Origin of the sequence: Amycolatopsis sp. Poz14, from assembly GCF_006704225.1 — a bacterium.
Taxonomy (GTDB): domain Bacteria; phylum Actinomycetota; class Actinomycetes; order Mycobacteriales; family Pseudonocardiaceae; genus Amycolatopsis; species Amycolatopsis nivea.
On sequence record NZ_JACLHD010000001.1, the window covers coordinates 4,754,267 to 4,778,914 of the forward strand.

Below are 24,648 nucleotides of genomic sequence, written 5' to 3' on the forward strand. Positions count from 1 at the left end.
GCGACCTGGGCTTGATCGCCGCGTAAGGTAGACGGTCGCTACGGGCGCCTCATTCGGATGGCCAGCCCGAATGACGCTCGCGAAAGGTGAGTGATGGGCTTGCGCGCCCACAGTCCGACCGTGTCCACCCCGTTCCGGAATACCGGAACGCACCCGGCCGCTGGGGCGGCCCGGTGACGCTGACCGCCGATTCCGGCAGCACCGAAGCCCTGACTCTCGCCGTCGAGGCCGCGCTCTCGCCCGCTCTGTTCGAGACCGCCGCCCCCGCTGCCGAGCGCACCCTCCTGGACATCCTCACCGCGACCGCGGAGCGGCATCCGAACGCCGCCGCGCTCGACGACGGCACCGGCCCGCTGAGCTACCGCAGGCTGACCGAAGAGATCGACGCGTACGCCCGCAAGCTGCGCGAGCACGGCGTCGGCCTCGGCGACCGCGTCGGCATCCGGATCTCCTCGGGCACCGCCGAGCTGTATATCGCGATCCTGGCGACCCTGTCGGTCGGCGCGGCGTACGTGCCGGTCGACGCCGACGACCCCGACGAGCGCGCCGAGCTGGTGTTCGGCGAGGCAGGCGTCGCGGCGATCGCCACCGACGGCGAGATCACCGTCGCCGGGACCCCGGGCGGCGCCACCGGGCAGCCCGGCCCGGCCGACGACGCGTGGATCATCTTCACCTCCGGCTCCACCGGCAAGCCGAAGGGCGTCGCGGTCACGCACGCCTCGGCGGCGGCCTTCGTGGACGCCGAAGCGCAGCTTTTCCTGACCGACGAGCCGATCGGCCCCGGCGACCGGGTGCTGGCCGGACTGAGCGTCGCGTTCGACGCCTCCTGCGAAGAGATGTGGCTGGCCTGGCGGCACGGCGCCTGCCTGGTGCCCGCGCCGCGCGCGCTGGTGCGCACCGGCGTCGACCTCGGCCCGTGGCTGGTCGCGCAGGGCATCACGGTCGTCTCGACGGTGCCGACGCTGGCCGCGCTGTGGCCGGCGGACGCGCTGGAAGACGTGCGCCTGCTCATCTTCGGCGGCGAAGCCTGCCCGCCGGAGCTGGCCGAGCGCGTGGCCGTCGAAGGCCGCGAAGTGTGGAACACCTACGGCCCGACCGAGGCGACCGTTGTCGCCTGCGCCGCGCAGATGACCGGCGAGGGCCCGGTGCGGATCGGGCTGCCGCTGGTCGGCTGGCAGCTCGTCGTGGTGAACGAGGAGGGCGAGCCGGTCGCCATGGGCGAGACCGGCGAGCTGGTCATCGGCGGGGCCGGGCTGGCCCGGTACCTCGACGCGGAGAAGGACGCGCAGAAGTTCGCGCCGCTGCCGTCGATGGGCTGGGAGCGCGCCTACCGCAGCGGCGACATGGTCCGCGCGGAGCCGGAAGGCCTGCTGTTCCTCGGCAGGCTCGACGAGCAGATCAAGCTCGGCGGGCGCCGGATCGAGCTGGGCGAGGTCGACGCGGCGCTGCAGGCGCTGCCCGGCGTGCGCGGCGCGGCCGCCGCGGTCCGCCGCACCAAGGCGGGCAACCAGGTCCTGGTCGGCTACATCGTCCCCGAGGACGGCGAAACGCTCGACACCGACGACGCCGCGACCCGGCTGCGCGCGCAGCTGCCCGCCGCGCTGGTGCCGCTGCTGGCGACGATCGACGACCTGCCGACCCGCACGTCCGGCAAGGTCGACCGCGCCGCGCTGCCGTGGCCGCTGTCCACTGTGGACGCGAGCGCGGCCGGGCTGTCGCCCACCGAGGCGTGGCTCGCCGAGGGCTGGAGCGAGATCCTCGGCGTGTCGGTGAGCACCGCCGGCGCCGACTTCTTCACCAACGGCGGCGGCAGCCTCACCGCGGCGCAGCTGATCGCGCGCATCCGCACCCGCCACCCCGAGGTGTCGGTCAGCGACATCTACCAGAACCCGAAGATCGGCGCGCTCGCCGCGAAGCTGGACGCGCTCAGCGGCGAGGAGACCGAACGCCGCGAGATCGCGCCTACGCCGCGCCGCGCCGGTCTCGTGCAGTCGCTGCTGATGGTCCCGCTGATGGGTCTCGTCGGGCTGCGCTGGACGACGCTCGCCGCCGCCTGCTCGAACGTGCTGGCGCTGCTGGGTGTGTCCTGGGCGCCGACGCTGAACTGGGCGTGGCTGGTGCTCGCCTGGCTCGTGCTGTTCACCCCGGCGGGCCGGATCGCCATCGCCGCGGGCGGCGCGCGCGTGCTGCTGTCCGGCGTCCGCCCCGGCACCTACCCGCGCGGCGGGAGTGTCCACTTGCGACTGTGGACCGCCGAGAAGCTGGCCGAGTTCTCCGGTGCGGACAGCGTCGCGGGCGCGTCGTGGATGACGACGTACGCGAAGGCGCTCGGCGCGCGCATCGGCAAGGACGTCGACCTGCACTCGCCGCCGCCGGTCACCGGTTTCCTCAAACTGGGCCGCGGCGCGGCGGTGGAGCCCGAGGTCGATCTGTCCGGCCACTGGGTCGACGGCGACGTCGTGCACATCGGCAAGATGCGGATCGGGGCCGAAGCCAGGGTCGGCGCGCGCAGCACGCTGTTCCCCGGCGCCCGGATCGGCAAGGGCGCGGAGATCGCCGCCGGGTCGACCGTGCGCGGCGCGGTCCCGGCGGGCCAGCGCTGGGCCGGTTCGCCCGCGGTGCGCTCGGACGTCAAGGACGCGCTGAAGTGGCCGTCGAGCCGTCCGCCGCGGTCGCGGTTCTGGGCTTCGGTGTACGGCGCGACCTCGGTGTTCCTGGGGCTGCTGCCCGGGATCGCCGCGCTGCCGGGCGTCGCGGTGATCGGGTACGCGGTCGCTGGCACCTCTGATCTGAGTGCCGCGTTGAGCCAGGCGTTGATCTTCGTGCCGGTCGCGACCGTCGCTTACTTCCTGACCTACGCACTGCTCGTGCTGGCCGGCGTCCGCGCGCTGGGCGTCGGCATGGTCGAGGGCTATCACCCGGTGCACGGCCGCGTCGCGTGGCAGGTCTGGGCGACCGAGCGACTGATGGGGATGGCCCGCGAAGGCCTGTTCCCGTTGTACGCCAGCCTGTTCACGCCGGTGTGGCTGCGGCTGCTCGGCGCGAAGGTCGGGCGCAACGTGGAGGCGTCGACCGTCCTGGCGCTGCCGAAGATGACCAAAGTGGACAGTGGCGCGTTCCTCGCCGACGACACCATGGTCGCCACCTACGAACTGGGCCACGGCTGGCTGCACGCCGCCCCGGCGCGGATCGGCAAGCAGGCGTTCCTCGGCAACTCGGGGATGACCGCGCCGGGCCGTTCGGTGCCGAAGCGCGGGCTGGTCGGGGTGCTGTCCTCGACGCCGGCGAAGGCGAAGAAGGGCTCGTCGTACCTGGGCATGCCGCCGCTGCCGGTGCGCCGCGCGGTGGAGGAGAGCGACACCAGCCGCACGTACACGCCGCCGCTGCACCTCAAGGCGGCGCGGGCGCTGGTCGAGCTGTGCCGGATCCTGCCGGTGATGTGCGCGGTGGCGCTCACCGTCGGCGTCGCGTTCGCGCTGGTGGCGCTGGCGGAGTGGGGCGGCTTCTGGGCCGCCGCGCTGCTGGCCGGGCCGGTGCTGCTGGCCGCCGGGATCGTCGCGGCGCTCACCGCGACCGCGGCGAAGTGGCTGCTGGTCGGGAAGTTCCGCGAGATCGACCATCCGCTGTGGAGTTCGTTCGTGTGGCGCAACGAGCTGGCCGACACGTTCGTCGAGGCGCTCGCGGTGCCGTGGCTGATCGGGTCGCTCGGCGGCACGCCGCTGCTGCCCGCGTGGCTGCGCACGATGGGCGTCAAGATCGGCCGCGGCGTCTGGCTCGACACCTACTGGCTGCCCGAGTCCGACCTGGTCGAACTGGGCGACGGCGCGACGATCAACCGCGGCTGCGTGGTGCAGACGCACCTGTTCCACGACCGGATCATGACCATGTCGCGGGTGACGCTGGAAGAGGGCGCGACGCTCGGCCCGCACGGGATCGTGCTGCCGGGCGCGAGCATCGGCGCGCGCACCACGGTGGGCCCGGGTTCGCTCGTGACGCGCGGCGACGCGGTGCCCGCGGACAGCCGCTGGCTCGGCAATCCGATCTCGGCCTGGCGGCGGTGAGGGCACGGCCGTTGCGGCCCCTGCCCTCGTGCCTCATCCTGGAAACGATCACGGCAGCGGGCGAAGGCGGGTTTCGGTGCGGGTGAACGGGAAAGCGGCCGCGCCCGGAGCGGAGACCTCGGGCGACGGGTACCTCCCCGCGCACGGGAACGGCGGCTACCGGGTCCGGCACTACGACCTCGATCTCGACTACCGGATCGGGCCGAACCGGCTGTCCGCCGCCGCGGTGCTCACGTGCGAGGCCACTCAGGCGCTGTCCCGGCTGACGCTCGACTTCGGCGAGTTCCGGGTGTCGCGCGTGCTGGTCGACGGCAAACCGGCGAAGTACGCGCGGCGCGGGCTGAAGCTGCAGGTCAAACCGGCGCGGTCGCTTCCGTCCGGTGCCGAGTTCCAGGTGGAGATCCGCTACGCGGGCAATCCGCGGCCGGTCAGCAGCCGGTGGGGAGACATCGGCTGGGACGAGCTGACCGACGGCGCGCTGGTGGCGAGCCAGCCGGTGGGCGCGCCGTCGTGGTTCCCGTGCAACGACCATCCGGCGGACAAGGCGAGCTACCGGATCTCGGTCGCGACGTCGTCGCCGTATCTCGTCGCGGCGACGGGGAATCTCGTGTCGCGGTACCAGTCGGCGAGCACGACCAAGTGGGTGTTCGAGCGGCCGGAGCCGACTTCGACGTACCTGGTGAGCGTCCAGATCGGGCGGTACGAGGACCTCGAATTGTCTTCCGGCGCCTGGGTTCCGGGTACCGCGGTCGACCGGCCGGACGGCGTCGTCCAGCGAGCCGCGGTGCCGCCCCGGCTGCGGCGGGCGTTCGCGCGGGACTTCGGGCGGCAGGGCCGGATGATGGACGCGCTCGAGGAGTGGTTCGGGCCGTATCCGTTCGGCGAGTACGTGGTGGTCGTGACGGACGACGATCTTGACGATCCCATCGAGGCGCAGGGGATGGCGATCTTCGGGGCCAACCATGTGGACGGGAAGCGGACTCACGAGCGGCTGGTGGTGCATGAGCTGGCGCATCAGTGGTTCGGGAACAGTCTGACTGTCGCTGATTGGCGGCATATTTGGCTTAATGAGGGGTTTGCTACTTACGCCGAGTGGTTGTGGTCGGAGCGGGCTGGTGGGGAGTCGGCGGAGGGGTTGGCTCGGGGTTGGTATGCGCGGGTGCGGGCTAAGCCTGCGGATGTGATTATCGGGGATCCTGGGGTTTCTCGGATGTTTGACGAGCGCGTGTATAAGCGTGGGGGGTTGACGCTGCATGCGCTGCGGGGGGAGATGGGGGATTCGGCGTTTTTCGCGCTGGTTAAGGCTTGGGCTGTGGAGAATCGGCATGGGGCGGTGACTACGGAAGGGTTCGTGGCGCTGGCGGAGTCTTATGCTGGGCGGTCTTTGGGGGAGTTCTTCGTCCGGTGGTTGGAGAGGGTTGAGTTGCCGTCCTTGCCGTTGTTGTGAGGGTGGCTCGTCGCCTGGCGGCGACATTGCCTGCCTTGGTTGCGTGGGGCACCCCGAAGGTTGATTGTGCTGACGGTTCGGGGGTGCTTGTCAAGGCGGGAAAGATGCCTTGACAAGCACCCCCGAACCGCAGGGGAGCTTCGTATCGGGGTTGGGGGAGGGCTGGGTGCCTCGCTCGTTGGGTGGATCGGCTGCGGTAGAGGGGCTGGGTGCCTCGATGGTTGGGTGCGTCGGCTGCGGTTGGTGAGCGGGGCGGTCCGTGAAGGGCCCCTCGCCGCGTGCGGAAGGTCGTGGGGGGAACCCTGAGGGAATCAGAGTCAATGAGGGTGGCCCTCACGCGCTTCACGTATCTGAACGCACACCCGCCGGATCCCAGTCATCGGATGTCTGTGCGGCTTTCCGGGTGAACAACTCTGGCTTTCGGTTGCTCTGTCTGGATATATTCCGCTGACCCCGCTCCTGCGGGAGCGAAACGTAATATGAATCCGGAGGGTGACATGGTCGGGGTGTCGCGGCGGACGGTGCTTCGATCGGTGTCGGTCGCTGCGGGAGCGGCGGCGTTCGGCGGGCTGTGGGCGCAGGGTGCGCCGCCGGCGGTGGCGGCGCCGCGCAATCCGCATCGGGATGTTGCGGTGGATGCGCGGATGCGCTGGCAGCGGTTGCCGAAGAACTGGCAGGAAGCGCCGTTTCTCGCCAACGGTTATCTCGGGGTGCAGGTCTACGCCGGGCAGACGCCGCAGGTGCTGAAGTTCATGCTCAGCCACACCCAGGTCCAGGACCAGCGCGTTCAGTGGGAAGCGGGGATCGGGCTGTCGCGGTTGCCGATCGGGGCGGTCACGCTTGCCTTCGCCGGAGCGATCACTGGGGTCGACTGGACGCTCGACCTTTACAACGCGGAGCTCGGCGGCACCATCACTACGACGCGCGGGCAGGTCGCGTTTTCCGCGGTGGTGCACAACGATCTTGGCGTCTTGCTCGTCTCGCTCGAGCCCAGTGCGGGTGAATCCGGGGCGACGTGGGGGTTCGCGCCGCTCGTGTCGGCGACGACGCGGACGGTGCGCAAGCCGCCGGAGTACACCGCGAATCCTGAGCCGGAGCAGGCCAATGGATACTGTGCGCAGCCGCTGATCGCCGGTGGTGGGTATACGACGGCGTGGCGGGAGAAGCGGGTCGGCACGAAGCGGTTGTTCGCGGCAGCGGTCGCTTATTCTTTCCCGCGGTCTACGCATACCCGGGACGCGGTGTCGTTGGTCGGGCGGACGCTCGCGATGAATCCGGATCTGCTGGTCGCCTGGCATCGTCGCTGGTGGAACGGCTTCCACGAGCGCAGTTTCGTGTCCGTGCCGGACAAGCAGGTCCAGCGGTTCTACTGGATCCAGCTTTACAAAATCGCCTCGGCGACCCGCGAGGACGGGCCGGTCACCGCCGAATGGGGGCCGTGGTTCCCCGAGGTCGGCAACAGCTGGACGGCGGTCTGGTGGAACCTGAACGTCCAGGTCACGTATCCGATCGTGAACAGTACCAACCATCCGGAGCTGGACGCGGTCACCGAAACGTTCCGCCGCGATCATGCGAACCTGGAGGTGTCGGTTCCGTCCGCCTATCGGGACGGCGACACTTACGCGCTTTCGCATCCGGGGGACTGGCGGCTGCGGCCCGGCGGCGTGCGGACGGTCGGCGTGCCGGGGACTACGTCCAAAACGGACCAGACCGGGAACCTGTTGTGGGGCTTGCACAATGTTTGGCTCGCGTACCGCCATCACCTCGACCAGTCGGTGCTGCGCGACGTGCTCTACCCGACGCTCGCGAAGGCGCTCAACTTCTACCGGCACTTCCTCTTCACCGGACCGGACGGCCTCCTGCACCTGCCGCTCACCCGGTCGCCGGAGTACGCCGACGCGGCCGATTGCACGTATGACCTGTCGTTGATCCGCTGGGCCGCGACGACGTTGGTCGACTCCGCGCGGATCCTGCGATTGAACGAGCCGCGCGTGCCGATGTGGCGGGAGATCGCGGCGAAACTCGTTCCGTACCATGAGGATCCGGCCGACGGCGTGCTGATCGGCGACGGGGTCCGGCTCGCTGCTTCGCATCGGCACTTCTCGCATTTGCTGTGGCTGTACCCGTTGCGGGAGAAGAACTGGGAGCGCCCGGCCGATCGGGACATCATGACCCGCACTTTCCGGCATTGGGCGGCGGATCAGTCGGCGTGGCACGGCTACAGTTACGCGGCCGCGTCGTCGATGAACTCGGTGATGGACCAGCCCGAGGAAGCGTTGCGGTACTTGAAGTTCTTCCTCGATCGGAACATCGTCGCGGACACTGAGCTGACCGCGAACACGATGTACCGCGAGGGCTCGAACTTCGCCATCGAAAGCCCGATCACTGCCGCGCAGTCCGTTGTGGACATGCTGCTGCAAGGGTCCGGGGGAGTGGTGAAGGCGTTCCCGTCGGTGTCGGCGAAGTGGCCGGACGCGTCGATCGCCGGGCTGCGTACCGAGGGCGCGTTCCTGGTGGACGCGTCGCGGCGGCGCGGTGCGACGGAGTTCGTGCGGGTGCACAGCGAAGCTGGTGCGCCGTTGGTGCTTGATCACGGCATCGACGGCGAGATCGACGTGCGTGACCAATGGGGTCGGCGGTTGCCGTGGCGGTCGATTGGGGCACGGCGGATCACGGTGGAGTTGCGGCGCGGGAGCACGGTCACTGTCACCCCGCGTGGTGCCCGTCCGGACTTCGGGCCGCGTGACGTTCCTTCGCTGGGTGCTGTTCCGGCCTGGGGTTTGCCTGACTAGAAAACGAGGAGGCTGGCGGACATGGACATCTCGCGCCGGACAGTGCTCGGCGGAGCGCTCGCCGGGATCGCCGCCGGAGCGGTCGGGCTGCCGCAAGCCAGCGCGGCGGAGCTGGGCCGCGACGGCGTCGACTGGGCGGATTTCCTGGCGACTGCGGACCTGCGCTGGCGGCGGATGCCGAAGACCTGGTACGAGGGGCCGTTCCTGGGCAACGGTTTCCTCGGTTCCGGCATCTACGCCGAACCCGGGCGCAACGCGGTCCGCTTCAACGTCCAGCACAGCCAGGTGCAGGATCACCGGCCGCAGTTCGGGTCGCTGTTCGGCCTGGCGCGGCTGCCGATCGGGTACTTCACGCTCGAACCGGTCGGCGCGATCACCGGGCTCGACTGGCGGCTCGACCTGTGGAACGCCGAACTGACCGGCACGATCACCACCGCGGCGGGCAGCCTGGAGCTGCGTGCGATCGTCCACACCGGACAGTCGTTGCTCGCGGTGGAGGTACGGCCGTCCGAGGGAGAACGCGGTTTCCAGTGGGTCTTCCATCCGGCGAAGGCGATCAGCCCACGCGCTGACCCGGTATGGAAGAAACCGCCGCCGGACGGATACGTGGAGAATCCCCCGGTCCAGTTGCAGCAGGCCGGCGACGCGCACCTCGCGGTCCAGCCGCTGCTGGCGGGCGGCGAGCACGTGACAGCCTGGCGCGAGGTCACCCGGGGCAGTGCGCGGACGCTGTACACGTCGGTCGCGTGGTCGCATCCGGAGAAGACCTCGGCGGTCCGCGCGTTGCACACGGTGCGGCGCGCGAGCACGCTGGACGTGCTGACCTGGGACCACCGCCGCTGGTGGCACGACTACTACCGGCGCAGCTTCCTGTCCGTTCCGGACACTCGGCTGCAGAGTTTCTACTGGATCCAGCTGTACAAAGTCGCGTCGGCCGCGCGCCGGGAAGCGCCGGTGATGGCGACTTCCGGGCCGTGGCTGGAAAACACGCCGTGGCCCGCGACGTGGTGGAACCTCAACGTGCAGCTGGAATACTGGCTGATCCAGGGTTCCAATCACCTCGAACTCGACGCGGTCAGCTACGCGCTCGGCAAGTACCGCGACCGGCTCACCAGCCAGGTCGCGAAGCCGTATCAGGCCGATTCCGCGGGCATCCCGCGCACCACCGACATGACGCTGCTCAACGGTCTCGCCGATTCCACCAGCGGCTACCCGGTCGGCATCCCCGGCCAGGACACTCCGACGCCCGAGGTCGGCAACCTCACCTGGGCGCTGCACAACGTCTGGCTGTCCTACCGGCACACGATGGACCGTCAGCTGCTGCGAGACACGCTGTTCCCGTTGCTGCGCAAGGCGATCAACTACTACCTGCACTTCCTCGCCTCCGGCGCGGACGGGCGGCTGCATCTCCCGGCGACCTTCTCCCCGGAGTACGGCGTGAACGCGCCGGACACCAATTACGACCTCGCCCTGATCCGCTGGGGTTGCAAGACGCTGCTGGACACCGCCCGCGAGTTGCGTATCGCCGACCCGCTGACGGGGAAGTGGCAGCAGGTGCTCGCCACGCTCACCGATTACCCGGCCGACGAGAACGGCTACATGATCGGCGCGGGCGTCCCGTTCGCGAAATCGCATCGGCATTACTCGCATTTGCTGCAGATCTATCCGCTTTACGAGATCACGTGGGAACAGCCGGAGCACCGCAAGATCATCGAAACTTCGCTCAACCACTGGGTCGGCTTCGAGGGTGCGTTGCAGGGTTACACGTTCACCGGGGCCGCGTCGATTTCCGCGCAGATGCTGCGCGGCGAGAAGGCCGCGTACTACCTCGGCGAACTGCAAAAGCGGTATATCCAGCCGAACACGATGTACAAGGAATCCGGTCCGGTCATCGAAACGCCGTTGTCCGCGGCGAAATCCATGCAGGACATGCTGGTGCAGAGCTGGGGCGGCGTCATCCGGCTGTTCCCGGCGGTGCCGGAGGCGTGGGGCGACATCGCGCTGCGCGACTTCCGGACCGAGGGCGCGTTCCTGCTCAGCGCTTCCCGTTCCGGCGGGAAAACGCGCTGGCTGAAGGTGCACAGCGAAGCCGGTGCGCCGTGTGTCCTGCGCCCGGGCATCGACGGCGAGTTGACGGTGACGGACGCGCACGGCCGTCCGCGGCGCTGGCGGCGGCTGGCGAACGGAGACGTGCAGGTCGATCTCGGACGCGGTCAGGACGCGTATGTCTGCCGCCGCGGCGACCGGCCGGACTTCACGGTCCGGCCGGTCGCGCCAGGCGGGGCGAGCGATCCGTGGGGGATGCCGTGAGTTAACGGTCCAGGAGCTTGCGAAGTGCTTCCGGCAGGCCGGTTCCGGCGGCCGCGTGCCGCCAGGCGACGCAGCCGTCCGGCCGGATCAGGAGACAGCCGTCTTCCTCGATCTCGCTGATCCGCGCCCAGTCGCCGTAGGAATCGCGGGCCTCGGGCGAACCGATGGTCACCACCCGGAGGTCCAGCCCGAGGTCCGCGCCGGCTTTCGCGGCGGCGTCCCGCCAGGCGCCGCCGGTGAGTCCGGTGAGGACAGTCCACCGGCCATGACCGACGAGGTCCAGTGTGGACACTCGGCGGCCGTCCGGGCCGACGAGCCAGACGTGCGGCAGTTTCGCGCCCGGCGTGGTCGTCGGACGGTGGTACAGCTCGGGATCCCGGTCCGCAGCGGGCTCGACGCCGTCCGGGAGCACCGCGGCCGAGACGTACCGCTGGTCCATTTCCACGCCGTGCGCGTTGAACTCGTAGTTCTTCAGCTCGATCGCCGCCTGCAGTTGCTTGCGCCGCAACGCTCCGTCCTCGGTCGGGGCGGTGCAGGCGGCGAGACCGGCGGTGATGGCGTCCGCATCGGAGTCGCCGTCGATGCCGAGCGCGGCGAAGATCGGCCCGAACTGGTCGCGGCTGAGGTTCGCCCGGTCCACGATCTGCTTGCCGACCGGGGCGCGCTCGGCGCTGTAGCTGTCGAGAAGTCCTTCGCCCGCCTCGCCGCGGACGACCATCGCGAGTTTCCACGCCAGGTTGTACGCGTCCTGCACCGAGGTGTTGGACCCGAGCCCGTTCGACGGCGGATGCCGGTGCACCGCGTCGCCCGCGCAGAAAACGCGGCCGGACGAGTACTGCGTGGCGTAGCTGTGGTTGACCGTCCACAGTGAAGTCGAGGTGATCTCCACCGGCAGGCCGGGATCCCCGACGAGGTCGCGGACGATCCGGGCCGCTTCCTCGGCGGTCACGTCGGGCGGCGGCTGGGCGATGTCGTAACCCCAGGTCAGCAGCCATTCGTTCCACGGCCGGACCATCCGCACCAGACCCATCCCGATGCCGCCCAGGTGCGCGCCGGGCCGCATCACCCAGTACAGCACGCTCGGCCGGTGCGCGACGTGCTCGGAAAGATCGGCGGTGAAGGTGATGTTCATGCTGCCGGCCTTGCCGGACTGGCCGTCGATCGGCAGCCCGGCCTGCTCGGCGACGCGGCTGCGGGCGCCGTCCGCGCCGATCAGGTAGCGGGCGCGGAGGGTGAACTCGTCGCCGCGGACCCGGTCTCGCAGCCGCGCGGTCACCCCGTCGGCGTCTTGGGTGAAGTCGAGGAATTCCGTGTCCAGGCGCAGTTTCGCCCCGCGAGCGGCGGCGTTCGCGGCCAGGATCGGTTCCAGGTAGGTCTGCGGCAGGTCGATCATGTGGCACGGGCTCGCCGCCGCGTACTCGGCGGCCGAGCGATCGGCGGTGCCCCAGCTCGCGATCCGGCCGATTTCCTCGCCGACGAGCGACGTGCACAGCACGGTGTCGCCCATCAGCTCCGGGGGAGTGCCTTGCGCGAGCGCCTGGTCTTCGATGCCGAGGTCGCGGAGGACTTCCATGGTCCGCTGGTTGGTGATGTGCGCGCGGGGCGTGTGCGCCATCCAGCCGTACTTGGTCGCGAGCACGGTGCGCACGCCGTAGGTCGCGAGCAGCAGCGCGGCGGAACCGCCTGCCGGGCCGCTGCCGACCACGAGGACATCGGTGTCATAGCTGGTCATGGTGGGTTCCCGGGGAGATGCGGAAGGTGAAATCGAGGCGGCGCCAGGGTTCGCGCCCGTCCGGCGCGGGGCCGGTCTGCTCGGCGAAGTCGACGATCAGGCCGTCCTTCACGCCGAACACGGTGTCCGAATCGAGGTAGTCGCCGCCGCGGACGAACAGCTGGGTCACCAGCGTGCGGTAGCCCGGTTTGGCGATCATGAAGTGCACGTGCGGCGCGCGGTAGGGATGCCGTTCGGTCGCCGACAGCATGCCGCCGACCGGGCCGTCGTCCGGGATCGGGTACGCCGACGGCACGATCGTCCAGAACCGCAGCCTGCCTTCGGCGTCGGTGCGGAACCGGGCGCGCAGCACCGGGCCGTCCAGGTCGGGGAGCTGGACGTCGTAGAAACCGTCCTCATTGGACTGCCAGACGTCCACGACCGCGTCCGGCACCGGAGTCCCGTCCGGTTCGGTCACCTGGACGTCCGTCCACAGTGGAGTTCCCGGAAGCCCTTCGGCGAGATCCGCGCCCTGCTCGGTTTCCGGCGGGCCTTCGACGTAGAACGGGCCCAGCACGGCTGACGGCGTGGTGTCCGGCGTGCGCGAGTTCGTGAGCACGTCGACCACGCTCGAAACGCCGAGGGTGTCCGACAGCAGGATGAACTCCTGCCGCGTGTCCGAGCTGATCTGCCCGGTGCGGGTGAGGAAGCCGATCGCGTACTCCCACTCTTCCTGAGTGAGATCGGTGCGCACGACGTACGAATGCAGCGTGCGGACCAGCTCGGACAGCAGTTCGCGCAACCGAGGGTCCGGCGTGTTGGCGAAACTGTCCACGACCTCCTGCGTCAGCCCGCGCAGATCCGGCGGCGTGCCTTCCGCGGGGGTCGGCCGGGTGCCGGACCACGCACGCCGCAACAGATCCTCGATGCCGTCGCGGGTGAGTTCGCGCGGATTAGGATACGGCGCGGCGGTGGCCAGTTCGGCGGCCTTGGCGAGATCGCCTTCGGCAAGACCGATTTCGGCCAGCGAATGCGGTACCGGCAGGCTGGCGATCAGATCGAACACTGCGGTCGGCGCGTCCGGCGCACCGAGCGCTTCGGCGATCCGCCGCATCGCCTCTGGAGCGTTCGGCGCGTTGTACGCCATAGCGTGCGGAAGGACGATCGTGTGCGTTTCCGCGTGCGGCAGCCCGAAGCTGCCGCCGAGGGTGTGGCACAGCTTGTGGTGCAAGCCCATCCCGACCGAACCGAGGCAGGAGCCGGCCAGCCACGCGGCCCGCAGCGCGTCTGTCCGAGCGTCCACATCGGACGGATCGGCGGCGATCCGCGGCAGCGCGGAGGCGAGCAACCGGATCGCCTCCAAAGCGAACTGGTCGACGATCGGGTTCGCCTGCGCCGAGTAGAGCGCCTCGACCGCGTGCGCCATCGCGTTGACGCCGCTGGTCAGCGAGGTCGGCACCGGCAGGCCGAGAGTGAGGTCGACGTCGTAGACGACCACCTCGGGCAGCACCTTCGGCGACGACTGGGTGGTCTTGCGGCCGTTCTCGGTCTGGCCGACCACCGGCGTCATCTCCGAACCGGCGTACGTAGTCGGCACGATGACCTGCGGAATGTCGGTGCGCAGCGCGAGCGCTTTGGCCAGCCCGGTCGCGGATCCGCCGCCGATCGCGACGACGCAGTCCACGGAGTGCTCGGTGACCAGCGCGAGCGCGCGTTCGGTGACCTCGACCGGGGTGTGCATGGCGGGCTCGCCGAAGCGGGCGGCGAGCCGCGGGCCGAGCGCCTCGGCCGTCCGGTCGGCTGCCTCGGCGGCGGACTTCCCGGCCACCAGCAGCACCCGGCCTGCCTCGAGCCGCTGCACCTCGTCGGGAACGACGGCGAGCGTGCCGCTGCCGAACACGACCCGGGCCGGGTTGGCGGTGTAGGTGAACATCGACGGTCCTTCCACGCGGGTACGTCGAGTATCCGGGCGGAGGAGAGACCGCGCCTGCACAGACGTGCTGAGCGGACTGCACGAAACGCGCGTCAGCCGTCCCGGCGAAGCGCGGCGGGCGTGGTGCCCAGCTGGGCGCGCAGGACTCGCGTGAGGTGTTCCTGGTGGGAGAAACCGCAGCGCACGGCGATGTCCGCGATCGGTTCGGTGCCGGTCCGCAGCAGCAATCCGGCCTGCTCTACGCGCAGTCGCAGCAGGTACCGGTGCGGCGGCAGCCCGGTGCGCGCCTTGAACCGCCGGGCGAACCGGCTGACGCTCAACCCGGCTGCCGCGGCGAGTTCGTCGAGGCCGAGGGGTTCGGCGAGGCGTTCGTCCATCAGCTCGCGCACCTGGGCGAACTGCCGGTCGGTCAGCGCCTCGACCGGCCTCGCCGCCGCGGCCGCGCTCCGGCCGGCCCGGTGCTGGCGGGCGAGCTGCGCGGCGACGAGGGTGCTGAGCTGATCCGCGTACGCGCGGGCGCCGGGTTCCCACTCGCGCACGACCTGGTCGAGCGCGAGAACGAGCTGTTCGAGCAGGGGATCCACGCTGCCGAGCTCGTCGGCCAGCTGGATCGGAGCGTCCGATCCGGCGGCCTCCTGCACCGCCGAATCCGGCAGGTAGACGTGCAGCGTGTCGAGCTCGCCGCCGAGTTCCACCGACAGTTCCTGGTGCGACGGCTGGAGAAAGAGCCCGCCCGCCGGGATCCGCCTGCTGCGCTCGCCGGGCGTCCCGACGCCGCGGCGGACCGTGACCGGACCGGCGAGGTGCAGGATCAGCTGGTGCGTGCGCGCGGGCCCGAACTCCGCGCGATACGGCCGTTCGCGCTGTTTGGACAGGTAGATCCGGTCCCAGCCGAGACCCGCGCTGGTGCGTTCCGGGCGGATCCACGGCAGGGAAAGGATGCCGTTCGTGTCGGCAGGCCCGAGCTCGCCCACGGCGTCCTCCTCCTCGAGGGTCCCGTGGGCGAGGGTACCTCTCAGAGCGGGTTGAACACGCCCAGCGGCGCGGTGCAGAACGGCCCGCCGACGTACTCGGCGGCGGCCCCGGTCGGCGCGGGCTTGTCCGCCAGCTGCTCGGCGTAGACCTCGGCGTTGTCGTGCGACTTGTAGCCCAGCGCCTCGGCCTCGGCGAGCGAGTAGACGCGGCGGGTGTTGTCCGAGACGCCCCAGATCATCCGGTAGCCCGGCGACGGCGCGCTCAGGCAGGCCTCGAACAGCCGGGCCCCGTCGTCCGGCGACAACCAGCTGGTCAGCCCGCGGATGCCGAGCGGCAGCGGGGTCTCGAAGCACGAGCCGATGCGGATGACGATCACGTCCATGTCGAAGCGCGACGCGTACAGGCTGCCCAGCGCTTCGATGGCGGCTTTGCTCACGCCGTAATAAGTGTCCGGCCGGGTGCTGGAGTCGGCGGGCAGCCCGTGCTCGCCCGCGTCGGCGTTCCGGCGGAAGCCGACGGCGTGGTTGCTCGACGCGAGCACGACCCGGCGGATCCCGGCTTCCCGGGCGGCTTCGAGGACGGTGTGCGTGCCGTTGATGTTGACGTCGAGGGTGGCGTCCCACGAGGCCTCGCGGCTGAGCCCGCCCAGGTGGATCACCGCGTCCGCGCCCGCGCAGGCGGCGGCCATCGCCTCGGGGTCGGTGACCGAGCCGGTCACGATCTCGACCGCTTCGCCGTCCTCGGCGGCGGGCTGCTCGGCGAGGTCGAGCAGGCGCAGCACCCGGCCTTCCCGGCGCAGCCGCGGCCGCATCAGGGTGCCGACGACGCCGGCCGATCCGGTGATCAGCACACGCTGGTCTGGCATGGAGTTCCTCTCACGAAAGCCCGCGGACGGGCGACACGGTGGCGGCGGTCAGCGGATTCCGGCGCGGCGCAGCTGCTGGCCGAGCTCGGCGGTGGTTTCGGCCAGCAGTTCGCCGACGCGTTCGACGTCGGCGTCGGTGACCTTGCCCAGCGGCATCGAGCAGCTCATCGCGTCGGTGCCGGGGATGCGGTACGGGATCACCGCGGCCACGCAGCGCACGCCGAGGGTGCCTTCTTCGATCTCGGCGGCGTACCCGCGTTCCCGGGTGCGCGCGAGGTCGGCGTGCAGCGCGTCGAGCGTGGTGATGGTGTTCGGGGTGAGCGCGACCAGCTCGTCGGGCATGAGCGCCTCGACCTCTTCGTGGGTCAGCTCGGCGAGCAGGGCCTTGCCCAGCGCGGTCGCGTGCGTGGGCAGCGTGCGGCCGACGCGCGAGATGAGGTGCGTGGAGTGCTGCGACTCGCGCGTCTCCAGGTAGACGACCTCGGTGCCGTTGCGGCGCGCGAAATGCGCGGTGAAGCCGGTCTTCTCGCGGATGCGCTCCAAAGCTTCGGTGGCGTAGGGGACGATCGCGTCGCGGTCGAGGTACGCGGTGCCGCAGATCAGCGCGCGCACGCCGAGCCGGTAGCGCGCGGAGTTCGCGTCGGCCTCCAGCCAGCCCGCGTCCAGCAGGGTGCGCAGCAGACCGTGCAGACTGGAGCGGGGGAACCCGGTGCGCGCATGGAGATCCGACAGCGACAGCCACACGTCGTTCGCGGCGAACGTCTCGATCAGGTCGATGGCGCGCCGCGCCGACTTCACGCCCGCGGACTCCGCGGGAGCGGTGGCGGGGTCCGTCTTCTGCGCCATGCGCGTCCTCCAACCGGGCCGTTGACTTGTGAGTCCGGCCATATTAGCGTCCCGAACAGCGTTCTTGTGGGTGAACATAGTCACGATAACAGACTCCATTCAAGAATGTGAACATTGGAGCAGAAACTGATGGCACAGACCGAAATCGAGCTGGACGGCTTGCTGGCGTTCCCGCTGACCCCCTTCACCGAAGACCTCGAGATCAATCTCGACGGGTTCGCGGAGAACGTGGAGAGCCACATCGCCGCCGGTGCGGGCGCGCTGTTCGTCGCGTGCGGCACCGGGGAGTTCAGCTCGCTGTCGGTCGACGAGGTCGCCGCGCTGCTGGCCAAGGCGCGCGAGGTCGCGAACGGGCGGGTACCGGTGTGGGTCGGCGCGGGCGGTGGTGCGGCCGGTGCGCGCGCGGGCGTCGCGGCGGCGCAGGCGGGCAACGCCGACGGGGTGTTGCTGCTCCCGCCGTACCTGGTCACCGGGCCGCAGGACGGGCTGGTCGACTACGTGCGCTACGCGGTCGGCGACACGTCGGTCCCGGTGATCGTCTACCACCGCAGCACCGGCGTCTTCACCGCGCCGGCCGCGGCGAAGCTGCTGGACATCCCGTCGGTGGTCGGGATCAAGGACGGCTACGGCGACGTCGAAACGATGACCCGGATCGTCACCACGATCCGTGCGCTCGGCACGCAGCGGTCCGCGGACTTCTTGTTCTTCAACGGTCTGCCGACCGCTGAGGTGTCCGCGAAGGCGTACGCGGCGGCAGGCGTCGCGCGCTACTCCTCGGCGGTGCACTGCTTCGCGCCGGAAATCGCGCACCGGTTCCACCGCGCGCTCGCGGAGAACGACGACGCGACGATGGACGCGCTGCTCGCCGGGTTCTACCTGCCGCTGGTGGCGTTGCGCGACGAGACGCCCGGCTTCGCGGTGTCGCTGGTCAAGGCCGCCGCCCGGCTGCGCGGCGACAAGGTCGGCACCGTCCGGCCGCCGTTGATCGAGCCGACGCCGGAGCAGATCGACCGGCTGGGCAAGGTCGTCGAGAACGGTTTCGCCGTGCTGAAAGGCCTCTGATGAAGATCCGGGACGTAGTGCTGACCCCGGTCGCCTTCGCGGACGCACCGCTGCTCAACGTGATGGGCGTGCACGAGCCGTTCGCGTTGCGCAGCGTGGTCCAGGTGGTGTGCGACGACGGCGTGGTCGGCCTCGGCGAGTCTTACGGCGACGCGGCGTTCCTCGGCGAGGTGCGCAAGGTGCTGCCGGAACTGGCCGGACACGACATTTTCGACCTGCCGGGCCTCAAGCGGATCATCGCGCGCGAGCTGGCCGGAACCGTGCTGACCGACGAGCACGGCCTGATCGGCGGGTTCTCCATCCGCAAGACGATCGCCAGCGTGTACTCGCTGTTCGAGGTCGCCTGCCTGGACGCGCAGGGCCAGTTCCTCGGCCGTCCGGTCGCCGACCTGCTCGGCGGCAAGGCTCGCGACGCTGTCGACTTCTCCGCGTACCTGTTCTACAAGTACGGCGCGCACATCGATGCGGACGAGGACAGCTGGGGCGACATCCTGACGCCGGAAGCGCTGGTCGGCTCGGCGAAGCGGATGGTCGACGAGTACGGGTTCCGCTCGGTCAAGCTCAAGGGCGGGGTTTTCGCTCCGGAGCAAGAGATCGAGGGCATTCGCGCGCTCGCCGAAGCGTTCCCCGGGCATCCGCTGCGCATCGACCCGAACGCGGCGTGGACGCCCGAAACGAGCATCCGCGTGGCCGCCGAACTCGACGGCGTGCTGGAGTACCTCGAAGACCCGACGCCGGGCATCGAAGGCATGGCACGTGTTGCGCGCGAGGCGAGCATGCCGTTGGCCACCAACATGTGCGTGGTGAACTTCGGCGACCTGGAGCCCGCGTTCCGGGCGCGCGCGATCGGCGTCCTGCTGTCCGACCACCACTTCTGGGGCGGCATGCGCGACACCCAGGCGCTGTCGGTGGCTTGCGAGAGCTTCGGCGTCGGGCTGTCCATGCACTCCAACAGCCATCTCGGGATCAGCCTCGCCGCGATGGTGCACGTCGCGGCCGCGACCCCGCACCTGACGTACGCCTGCGACACGCACTGGCCGTGGAAGACCGCCGACGTGATCGAACCGGGCGTGCTGAATTTCGTCGACGGAGCGGTCGCGGTGCCGGACCGGCCCGGGCTCGGGACCACGCTGGACCAGGACGCGCTCGCCAGGGCGCACGAGGACTATGTCCGATGTGGACTGACCAAACGGGACGATGTGACGTACATGCGCAAGTACACGCCCGGTTTCGAGCCGAACACGGCGAGGTGGTGACCCGGTGAAGGTGACCGGATACGCGTATCCGTGGGACGTGCTCGGCGACACCGCGTTCGCCGAGCGGGTGCAGGACCTCGGCGTGGACGAGGTCGCGGTGGCCCTGGCCTACCACAGCGCGCGCGCCGCGACGCCGTGGTCGACCGAGCGCACCTCGGTGGTCGCGCGCACCGCCGCGCTCTACCGCCCGGTGCGCGCGGAAGCCTGGGCGGGCCGGGATCTCGTCCCCGCCGCGCCGGACTGGGTCTCGTCGGAGGACAGCGGCGGCGACGCGGTCCGGCGGCTCAATGACGCCGGAATCCCGGCTGCCGCGTGGATCGTGCTCACGCACAACTCGCAACTGGGCACTGAGTTTCCGCAGTACGCCGTGCGCAACTGCTTCGGCGAGACGTACCCGTGGGCGCTGTGCCCCGCGCAGCCGGCGGTACGCGAGTACGCCGCGACGCTGACTGCGGAATCCGTTGCGGGACTGAAGCTTTCGTCGGTGCTGCTGGAGGCGTGTGGTCCGCTCGGCGGCGTGCACCAGCATCAGCACGAAAAGACCGACGGCGTGTGGGCTCCGGCTACCGCGCGGCTGTTGTCGATCTGCTGCTGCGATGCTTGTGCGGAGGGCTGGACCGGCCTCGACCCGTCCGACGTCCGCGAGACTCTGCGGGCCGAGGTGCAGCGGCTGATCGCTACGGCGGATTTGTCGGTGGTCGAGGATAGACTTCCGGGTGAGTTGAAGGAAAAGCTGCTTTCCGGTCGGCAGCAGGCGACCGACGCGTTGCGCGCTGCGGTCTTGGCGGTGCTGGAGCCGGGTACGCGGATCGTGCTGCACGGCGCGCTCGACCCGTGGGTCACCGGCGCACTGCCCGGCCTGACCCCGACGGCCGCCGACGACGCCGAGACGGTCGTGCTGCAGAACTGGGCACCGGGTCAAGCGAGCGTCGACGCGGTCGCGGCCGCACGGCGAGCGCTGCCGGACCGAGTCGCGATCGGCAGCTACATCACGGCGGTCGCGGCTAGCGCGGTGCCGGACATCGCGGCGTATGTGGGCGAACTGGCTAAGGCGGGAGCTGCGGAATTGCACCTGTACCACTTGGGTCTCGCCGGTCCGGCGCGGTGGCCGGATCTGCATGCCGCTACTGGTGCTGCGCACTCGGTGTCGTGACGGTTTGTTTGATGAGATGCGTTGCGTCGCCTCGGCGTTGGAAGACGTGCTGGCTGCACCCGACGTCCTGAATTTGTTTGATGAGGAGGTCCGTTGAGCCGCGAAGCCTCCGGCCCGGCGCGGGAACCCGTGTTGGCCGCTGAAGCTCGGCGGTTCAGCGATCGCGTCCCGGCTGATCGAGCCGCAGCGCGCCTGACGTCCTGAACCTGTTTGACGAGGAGGTCCGTTGAACCGCAAAGCGTCCGCCCCGGCGCGGGAACCCGTGTTGGCCGCCGAAGCCTGGCGGTTCAGCGATCGCGTCCCGGCTGATCGAGCTGCAGCGCGCCTGACGTCCTGAACCTGTTTGACGAGGAGATCCATTGAGCCGCGAAACTTCCGCCCCGGAACTGGAAAGCGTGCTGGCCGCCGCGGCCGCAGCCGCCCGGCCGTTCGCCGAGAGCACCCCGGCTGACCGGGCCAAGTGGCTGGCCGCCGCCGCGGACGCGCTCGACGCTGCCGCCGAAGAGCTGATTCCGCTGGCGCACCAGGAAACCCGCTTGCCGGCCGCGCCGCGGTTGAAGGGCGAGCTCGCGCGCACCACGTTCCAGCTGCGGCTGTTCGGCGAAGTGCTGCGGGACGGCGAATTCCTGGGCGCGACCGTCGACCACGCCGACCCGGCCTGGCCGATGGGCGCCCGGCCGGACCTGCGCCGGGTGCTTGTGCCGATCGGTCCGGTGCTGGTGTTCGCCGCGAGCAACTTCCCGTTCGCGTTCAGCGTCGCGGGCGGCGACACCGCTTCGGCGCTGGCCGCGGGGTGTCCGGTGGTGCTCAAAGCGCATCCGGGCCACGAAGAACTCTCGACGCGGACCGGCGAGATCGTCGCCCAGGCGTTGACCGCAGCCGGTGCGCCGGAGGGTGCGTTCGCGGTGATCCACGGGGTCGAACAGGGCGTCACGGCGCTCAGGGACCCGCGGATTTCCGCCGCCGCGTTCACTGGTTCCGTGCCGGGCGGGCGCGCGCTGTTCGACATCGCGGTCTCGCGGCCGACGCCGATTCCGTTCTACGGCGAGCTGGGCAGCGTCAACCCGGTCGTCGTCACGCCGGGTGCGGTCGCCGCGCGCGGCGAAGCGGTGGCGAAGGGCTACGCCGGGTCGTTCAGCCTCGGCGCGGGCCAGTTCTGCACCAAGCCGGGCCTGCTCTTCCTGCCCGAGGGCCACGGATTGGACGACTCTCTCCGCGAGGCGGTCAGCGCGGTGGCTCAGCAGGAAATGCTGAACGACCGCATCGCGGCCGGGTTCGCGCAGAAGCTGGCGGACCTGCGTGCGGTGTCCGGCGTCGAATCGGTCGTGGAAGGCGCGCAGGACGGCGACGCGTTCACCCCGTCGCTGCTGGCCACCACGGCGAAGGAGTTCCTCGCGGGCGGCGAGGCGGTCCGCGAGGAGCACTTCGGCCCGGCGTCGCTGATCGTCACCTACTCCGACCAGGCCGAACTGATCGAGGTCCTCGACAGCCTCGAACCCGGCCTCACCGCGACGGTCCAGGGCGAGGACGGCGACGCCGATTTCGTGCGTCCGCTGCTGCCGTCCCTGACCCGCCTGGCCGGACGGCTGCTGTGGAACGACTGGCCGACCGGCGTCACGGTCAGCTGGGCCCAGCAGCACGGCGGCCCGTACCCGGCGACGACCGCGCCGACCACGACGTCGGTCGGCACCGCCGCGATCGAACGCTTCCTGCGCCCGGTGGCCTGGCAGAGCTTCCCGGACGCGCTGCTGCCGGAAGCCCTTCAGGAAGCGAACCCGTGGCAGCTGCCGCGCCGTGTCGACGGAGCGCGCTGAGCAGACCCCCTCGTGCGCGGCGGTCCCGGTTCCGGCCGGGATCGCCCCGCACAACCAACCCCACTGGGAGGCACCGTCATGCCCGTGAACCGCAGAACCGCACTGCGTGGCGGTGCCATCGCCGCCGCGTCGGCCGCGCTCGTCGCCACCGCGCGCCCGGCCTTCGCCGCACCTGCCGCGGATCCGCTGAAGAAGATCGTGGCCGGCTACCGCGAGCTGCAGACGGGCATCAACCGCCCGTCGCCGGAACGCACGGCCGCGCTGAAAAACCTCGGCCGGGTCGCGAAGTCGTACTACGACAGCATGTCGGTGTCCGGAAACGGTCCACTGTGGACGGACCTGCCGCTCGGTCCCGGCAGCGACTACACGACGTCGATGTACGCCCGGCTGCGCGCGATCGCCGTCGACTGGGGGACGCCGGGCAGCACGCTGTCCGGCGATCCGAAGGTGCTCGACGGGATCAAGAAGGCGCTGGAGCTGATCTACGCCAGCCAGTACAACCCGCAGGTCGGCGAGATCGGCAACTGGTACACCTACGAGATCGGCGTGCCGTACTACCTGCTGCACACCCTCGTCACGGTCGCCGACCAGCTGACCGCCGACGAGCTGGCGCGGTATGTCAGCCCGGTCAAGCGGTTCGTCGGGAACCCGAATCTGCGCGCGAACAACCCGAAGATCGTCGAAACCGGCGCGAACCGGGCGGACAAGGCGCTCATCTCCATCGTTTCCGGCGCGCTGACCGGCGACACCGCGTGGATCCGCACCGGCATCGACGCGATCACCGACGTCGCCGGCGGGGGAGCGGCCAGCGTCCTGGCGAAGCTGGACCGCGCGGCGGGCGACGGTTTCCACGCCGACGGCTCGTTCATCCAGCACGACACCATCCCGTACCCCGGGCACTACGGCATCGTCCTGCTGACTGCGCTCGCCGGGACGATCCACGTCACCGAAGGCACCGAGTACGCGCTGCCGGACGAGCTGAAGCAGAAGGTGTACGCGCTGGTCGGCGACACGTTCGCGCCGTTCGTGTACGCGGGCGCGCTGATGGAGCCGGTGCGCGGGCGGATGCTGTCGCGGCAGGGCGAAACCGCGCACGACATCGGACACCAGCTGACCGTCGCGACTTTGGTCCTCGCCCGGTCGGCGACCGGCCCCGTGCAGTCCGAACTGTCCGGGCTCGCCGCCAAATGGATCAAGGAAGGCGCGTACGCGCCGTTCCTGGAAATCCCCGATCCCGAACGGTTCGCGCCCGGCCCGGACCTCGTCGCGACGCCGGGCATCGAGTTCGCCCAGGAGATGCTCGCCGGACGCGTGCGGCCCGCGCCGATCGTCGCGACGCACCGGATCTTCGGGCAGCAGGACCGGATGGTGCACGTGACCGAGGGCTGGTCCGCGTCGCTCGGCGTCGGCTCCACGCGGATCTCGCGCTACGAGTCGATCAACGGGATGAACCTGCACGGCTGGCATGTCGGCGACGGGGTGCTGTATCTGTTCCTTCCCCACGCGAAAGGCCACTATTCGGACGCCTATTGGCCGACTGTCGATCCTGCCCTGCTGCCTGGCACGACGGCGAAGGCCGGGCCGCCGGGGCCGCTGGCAGCGACGCCGTTGACGACGAAAGCGCACGTCGGCGGCGTGCGCTGGGACGCCCGGCACGGCGCGTACGCGATGGATTTCGTCTCCGAAGACGGTTCGCTGACCGCGAAGAAGTCGTGGTTCTTCACTCCGGCGGGCGTCGTCTGCCTCGGCGCGGGAATCACCGACACGTCCGGGCAGGCGGTCCGGACGACGATCGAAAACCGCAACCTCGGCGAAAACGGACGCGGCACGCTGCTGGCCGACGCGCGCGCGGTCGGCGATTCGAGCACGCTGCACCGGCCGCGCTGGCTGCACCTCGACCAGGTCGGCGGGTACGTCCTGCTCGACAACGCCGAGGTCACCGCCCTGCGCGAAGACCGGACCGGCGCGTGGCGCGACGTCGACACCGGTGCCAACACGAAGGGCACCACGACACCGAACACGCGGCGGTACCAGAAGCTGGTGATCGAGCACGGTGCGAAGCCGGTGGACGCGAAGTACGCGTACGCGGTTCTGCCGGGCGCGTCGGTGGTGGGGACGGTCGCGTCGGTGCTCGCGTGGCGCGTGCGGGCCAATACGCCCGCTGTCCAGGCTTTGCGGCTGTGGGATAACACACTGCTCGCAAACTTCTACAGTGCGGGTACGGTAGACGAAGTATCCGTTTCAGGACCGGCTTCGGTAGCGCTCGGCCGGAACAGCATCGCTGTTTCCGACCCGACGCAGCTGCAGGACAGCGTCCGCGTGACGGTGCGGCGGCGCACGGTGGAAGTTCCGCTCAAGGACACCTTCGGCGCCACCAAGGTGGTTTCCTTGCGGTGAACCCGGTTTTCCCCGCCGGGCCGGTG

General features: G+C 70.3%; 14 protein-coding genes. 9 read left to right on the forward strand and 5 right to left on the reverse strand.

Annotation, left to right across the window (positions count from 1 at the left end; translation table 11 throughout):
* Positions 1–173: 173 nt before the first annotated feature.
* From FKO37_RS22635 to FKO37_RS22650, 4 genes are all read left to right on the forward strand, one after another.
* Positions 174–4,061, forward strand: coding sequence for a Pls/PosA family non-ribosomal peptide synthetase (locus tag FKO37_RS22635; protein ID WP_238605690.1), 3,888 nt, complete (start codon positions 174–176; stop codon positions 4,059–4,061).
* An 82-nt stretch (positions 4,062–4,143) separates the two neighbouring features.
* Positions 4,144–5,508: a M1 family metallopeptidase gene (locus FKO37_RS22640; RefSeq protein ID WP_238608319.1), complete on the forward strand. Its 1,365-nt coding sequence runs from the start codon at positions 4,144–4,146 to the stop codon at positions 5,506–5,508.
* 497 nt (positions 5,509–6,005) lie between these two features.
* Positions 6,006–8,300: a hypothetical protein gene (locus FKO37_RS22645; RefSeq protein ID WP_238605691.1), complete on the forward strand. Its 2,295-nt coding sequence runs from the start codon at positions 6,006–6,008 to the stop codon at positions 8,298–8,300.
* 21 nt (positions 8,301–8,321) lie between these two features.
* Positions 8,322–10,610: a Tat pathway signal sequence domain protein gene (locus tag FKO37_RS22650; protein WP_238605692.1), complete on the forward strand. Its 2,289-nt coding sequence runs from the start codon at positions 8,322–8,324 to the stop codon at positions 10,608–10,610.
* 1 nt (position 10,611) lies between these two features.
* Here the strand turns inward: FKO37_RS22650 and FKO37_RS22655 are convergent, their stop codons facing one another.
* The 5 genes from FKO37_RS22655 to FKO37_RS22675 form a co-directional block, all read right to left on the reverse strand.
* Positions 10,612–12,342 carry an FAD-dependent monooxygenase gene (locus FKO37_RS22655; RefSeq protein WP_238605693.1) on the reverse strand — a complete coding sequence of 577 codons (1,731 nt, stop codon included), beginning with the start codon at positions 12,340–12,342 and terminating at the stop codon, positions 10,612–10,614.
* Entirely contained in the window at positions 12,329–14,254 is a 1,926-nt protein-coding gene (locus FKO37_RS22660; RefSeq protein WP_238605694.1) for a maleylacetate reductase and hydroxyquinol 1,2-dioxygenase domain-containing protein, read from the reverse strand. The genes FKO37_RS22655 and FKO37_RS22660 overlap by 14 nt, the downstream gene beginning before the upstream one ends.
* A 92-nt stretch (positions 14,255–14,346) precedes the next feature.
* On the reverse strand, positions 14,347–15,228 hold the full coding sequence (locus FKO37_RS22665; protein WP_238605695.1) for an AraC family transcriptional regulator: 882 nt from the start codon (positions 15,226–15,228) through the stop codon (positions 14,347–14,349).
* A 41-nt stretch (positions 15,229–15,269) separates the two neighbouring features.
* Positions 15,270–16,094 (reverse strand): NAD(P)-dependent oxidoreductase, encoded by an 825-nt coding sequence (locus tag FKO37_RS22670; protein WP_238605696.1) that lies wholly within the window; start codon positions 16,092–16,094, stop codon positions 15,270–15,272.
* A 48-nt stretch (positions 16,095–16,142) separates the two neighbouring features.
* A complete protein-coding gene (locus tag FKO37_RS22675) occupies positions 16,143–16,940 on the reverse strand; it encodes an IclR family transcriptional regulator (RefSeq protein ID WP_037815491.1) in 798 nt (265 codons plus the stop codon).
* 129 nt (positions 16,941–17,069) lie between these two features.
* Between FKO37_RS22675 and FKO37_RS22680 the strand changes: the two genes are divergently transcribed.
* The 5 genes from FKO37_RS22680 (at position 17,070) to FKO37_RS22700 (ending at position 24,622) form a co-directional block, all read left to right on the forward strand.
* The gene (locus FKO37_RS22680) at positions 17,070–18,002 is read left to right on the forward strand and encodes a 5-dehydro-4-deoxyglucarate dehydratase (RefSeq protein ID WP_238605697.1); all 933 of its coding nucleotides are present in this window, start codon (positions 17,070–17,072) and stop codon (positions 18,000–18,002) included.
* The gene (locus FKO37_RS22685; RefSeq protein WP_238605698.1) at positions 18,002–19,258 is read left to right on the forward strand and encodes a glucarate dehydratase family protein; all 1,257 of its coding nucleotides are present in this window, start codon (positions 18,002–18,004) and stop codon (positions 19,256–19,258) included. Before FKO37_RS22680 ends, FKO37_RS22685 begins: the two co-directional genes overlap by 1 nt.
* A 4-nt stretch (positions 19,259–19,262) precedes the next feature.
* Entirely contained in the window at positions 19,263–20,411 is a 1,149-nt protein-coding gene (locus tag FKO37_RS22690) for a hypothetical protein (protein ID WP_238605699.1), read from the forward strand.
* A 359-nt stretch (positions 20,412–20,770) separates the two neighbouring features.
* On the forward strand, positions 20,771–22,225 hold the full coding sequence (locus FKO37_RS22695) for an aldehyde dehydrogenase (NADP(+)) (protein WP_238605700.1): 1,455 nt from the start codon (positions 20,771–20,773) through the stop codon (positions 22,223–22,225).
* 78 nt (positions 22,226–22,303) lie between these two features.
* Entirely contained in the window at positions 22,304–24,622 is a 2,319-nt protein-coding gene (locus FKO37_RS22700) for a polysaccharide lyase 8 family protein (protein WP_238605701.1), read from the forward strand.
* Positions 24,623–24,648: the final 26 nt, after the last annotated feature.

Bases quoted from the DNA above. Each gene is read 5' to 3' on its own strand.
- FKO37_RS22645 (WP_238605691.1), top strand. From the start codon at position 6,006: ATGGTCGGGGTGTCGCGGCGGACGGTGCTTCGATCGGTGTCGGTCGCT.
- FKO37_RS22675 (WP_037815491.1), bottom strand. From the start codon at position 16,940: ATGGCGCAGAAGACGGACCCCGCCACCGCTCCCGCGGAGTCCGCGGGC.
- FKO37_RS22650 (WP_238605692.1), top strand. From the start codon at position 8,322: ATGGACATCTCGCGCCGGACAGTGCTCGGCGGAGCGCTCGCCGGGATC.
- FKO37_RS22685 (WP_238605698.1), top strand. From the start codon at position 18,002: ATGAAGATCCGGGACGTAGTGCTGACCCCGGTCGCCTTCGCGGACGCA.
- FKO37_RS22660 (WP_238605694.1), bottom strand. From the start codon at position 14,254: ATGTTCACCTACACCGCCAACCCGGCCCGGGTCGTGTTCGGCAGCGGC.
- FKO37_RS22670 (WP_238605696.1), bottom strand. From the start codon at position 16,094: ATGCCAGACCAGCGTGTGCTGATCACCGGATCGGCCGGCGTCGTCGGC.
- FKO37_RS22680 (WP_238605697.1), top strand. From the start codon at position 17,070: ATGGCACAGACCGAAATCGAGCTGGACGGCTTGCTGGCGTTCCCGCTG.
- FKO37_RS22655 (WP_238605693.1), bottom strand. From the start codon at position 12,342: ATGACCAGCTATGACACCGATGTCCTCGTGGTCGGCAGCGGCCCGGCA.
- FKO37_RS22700 (WP_238605701.1), top strand. From the start codon at position 22,304: ATGCCCGTGAACCGCAGAACCGCACTGCGTGGCGGTGCCATCGCCGCC.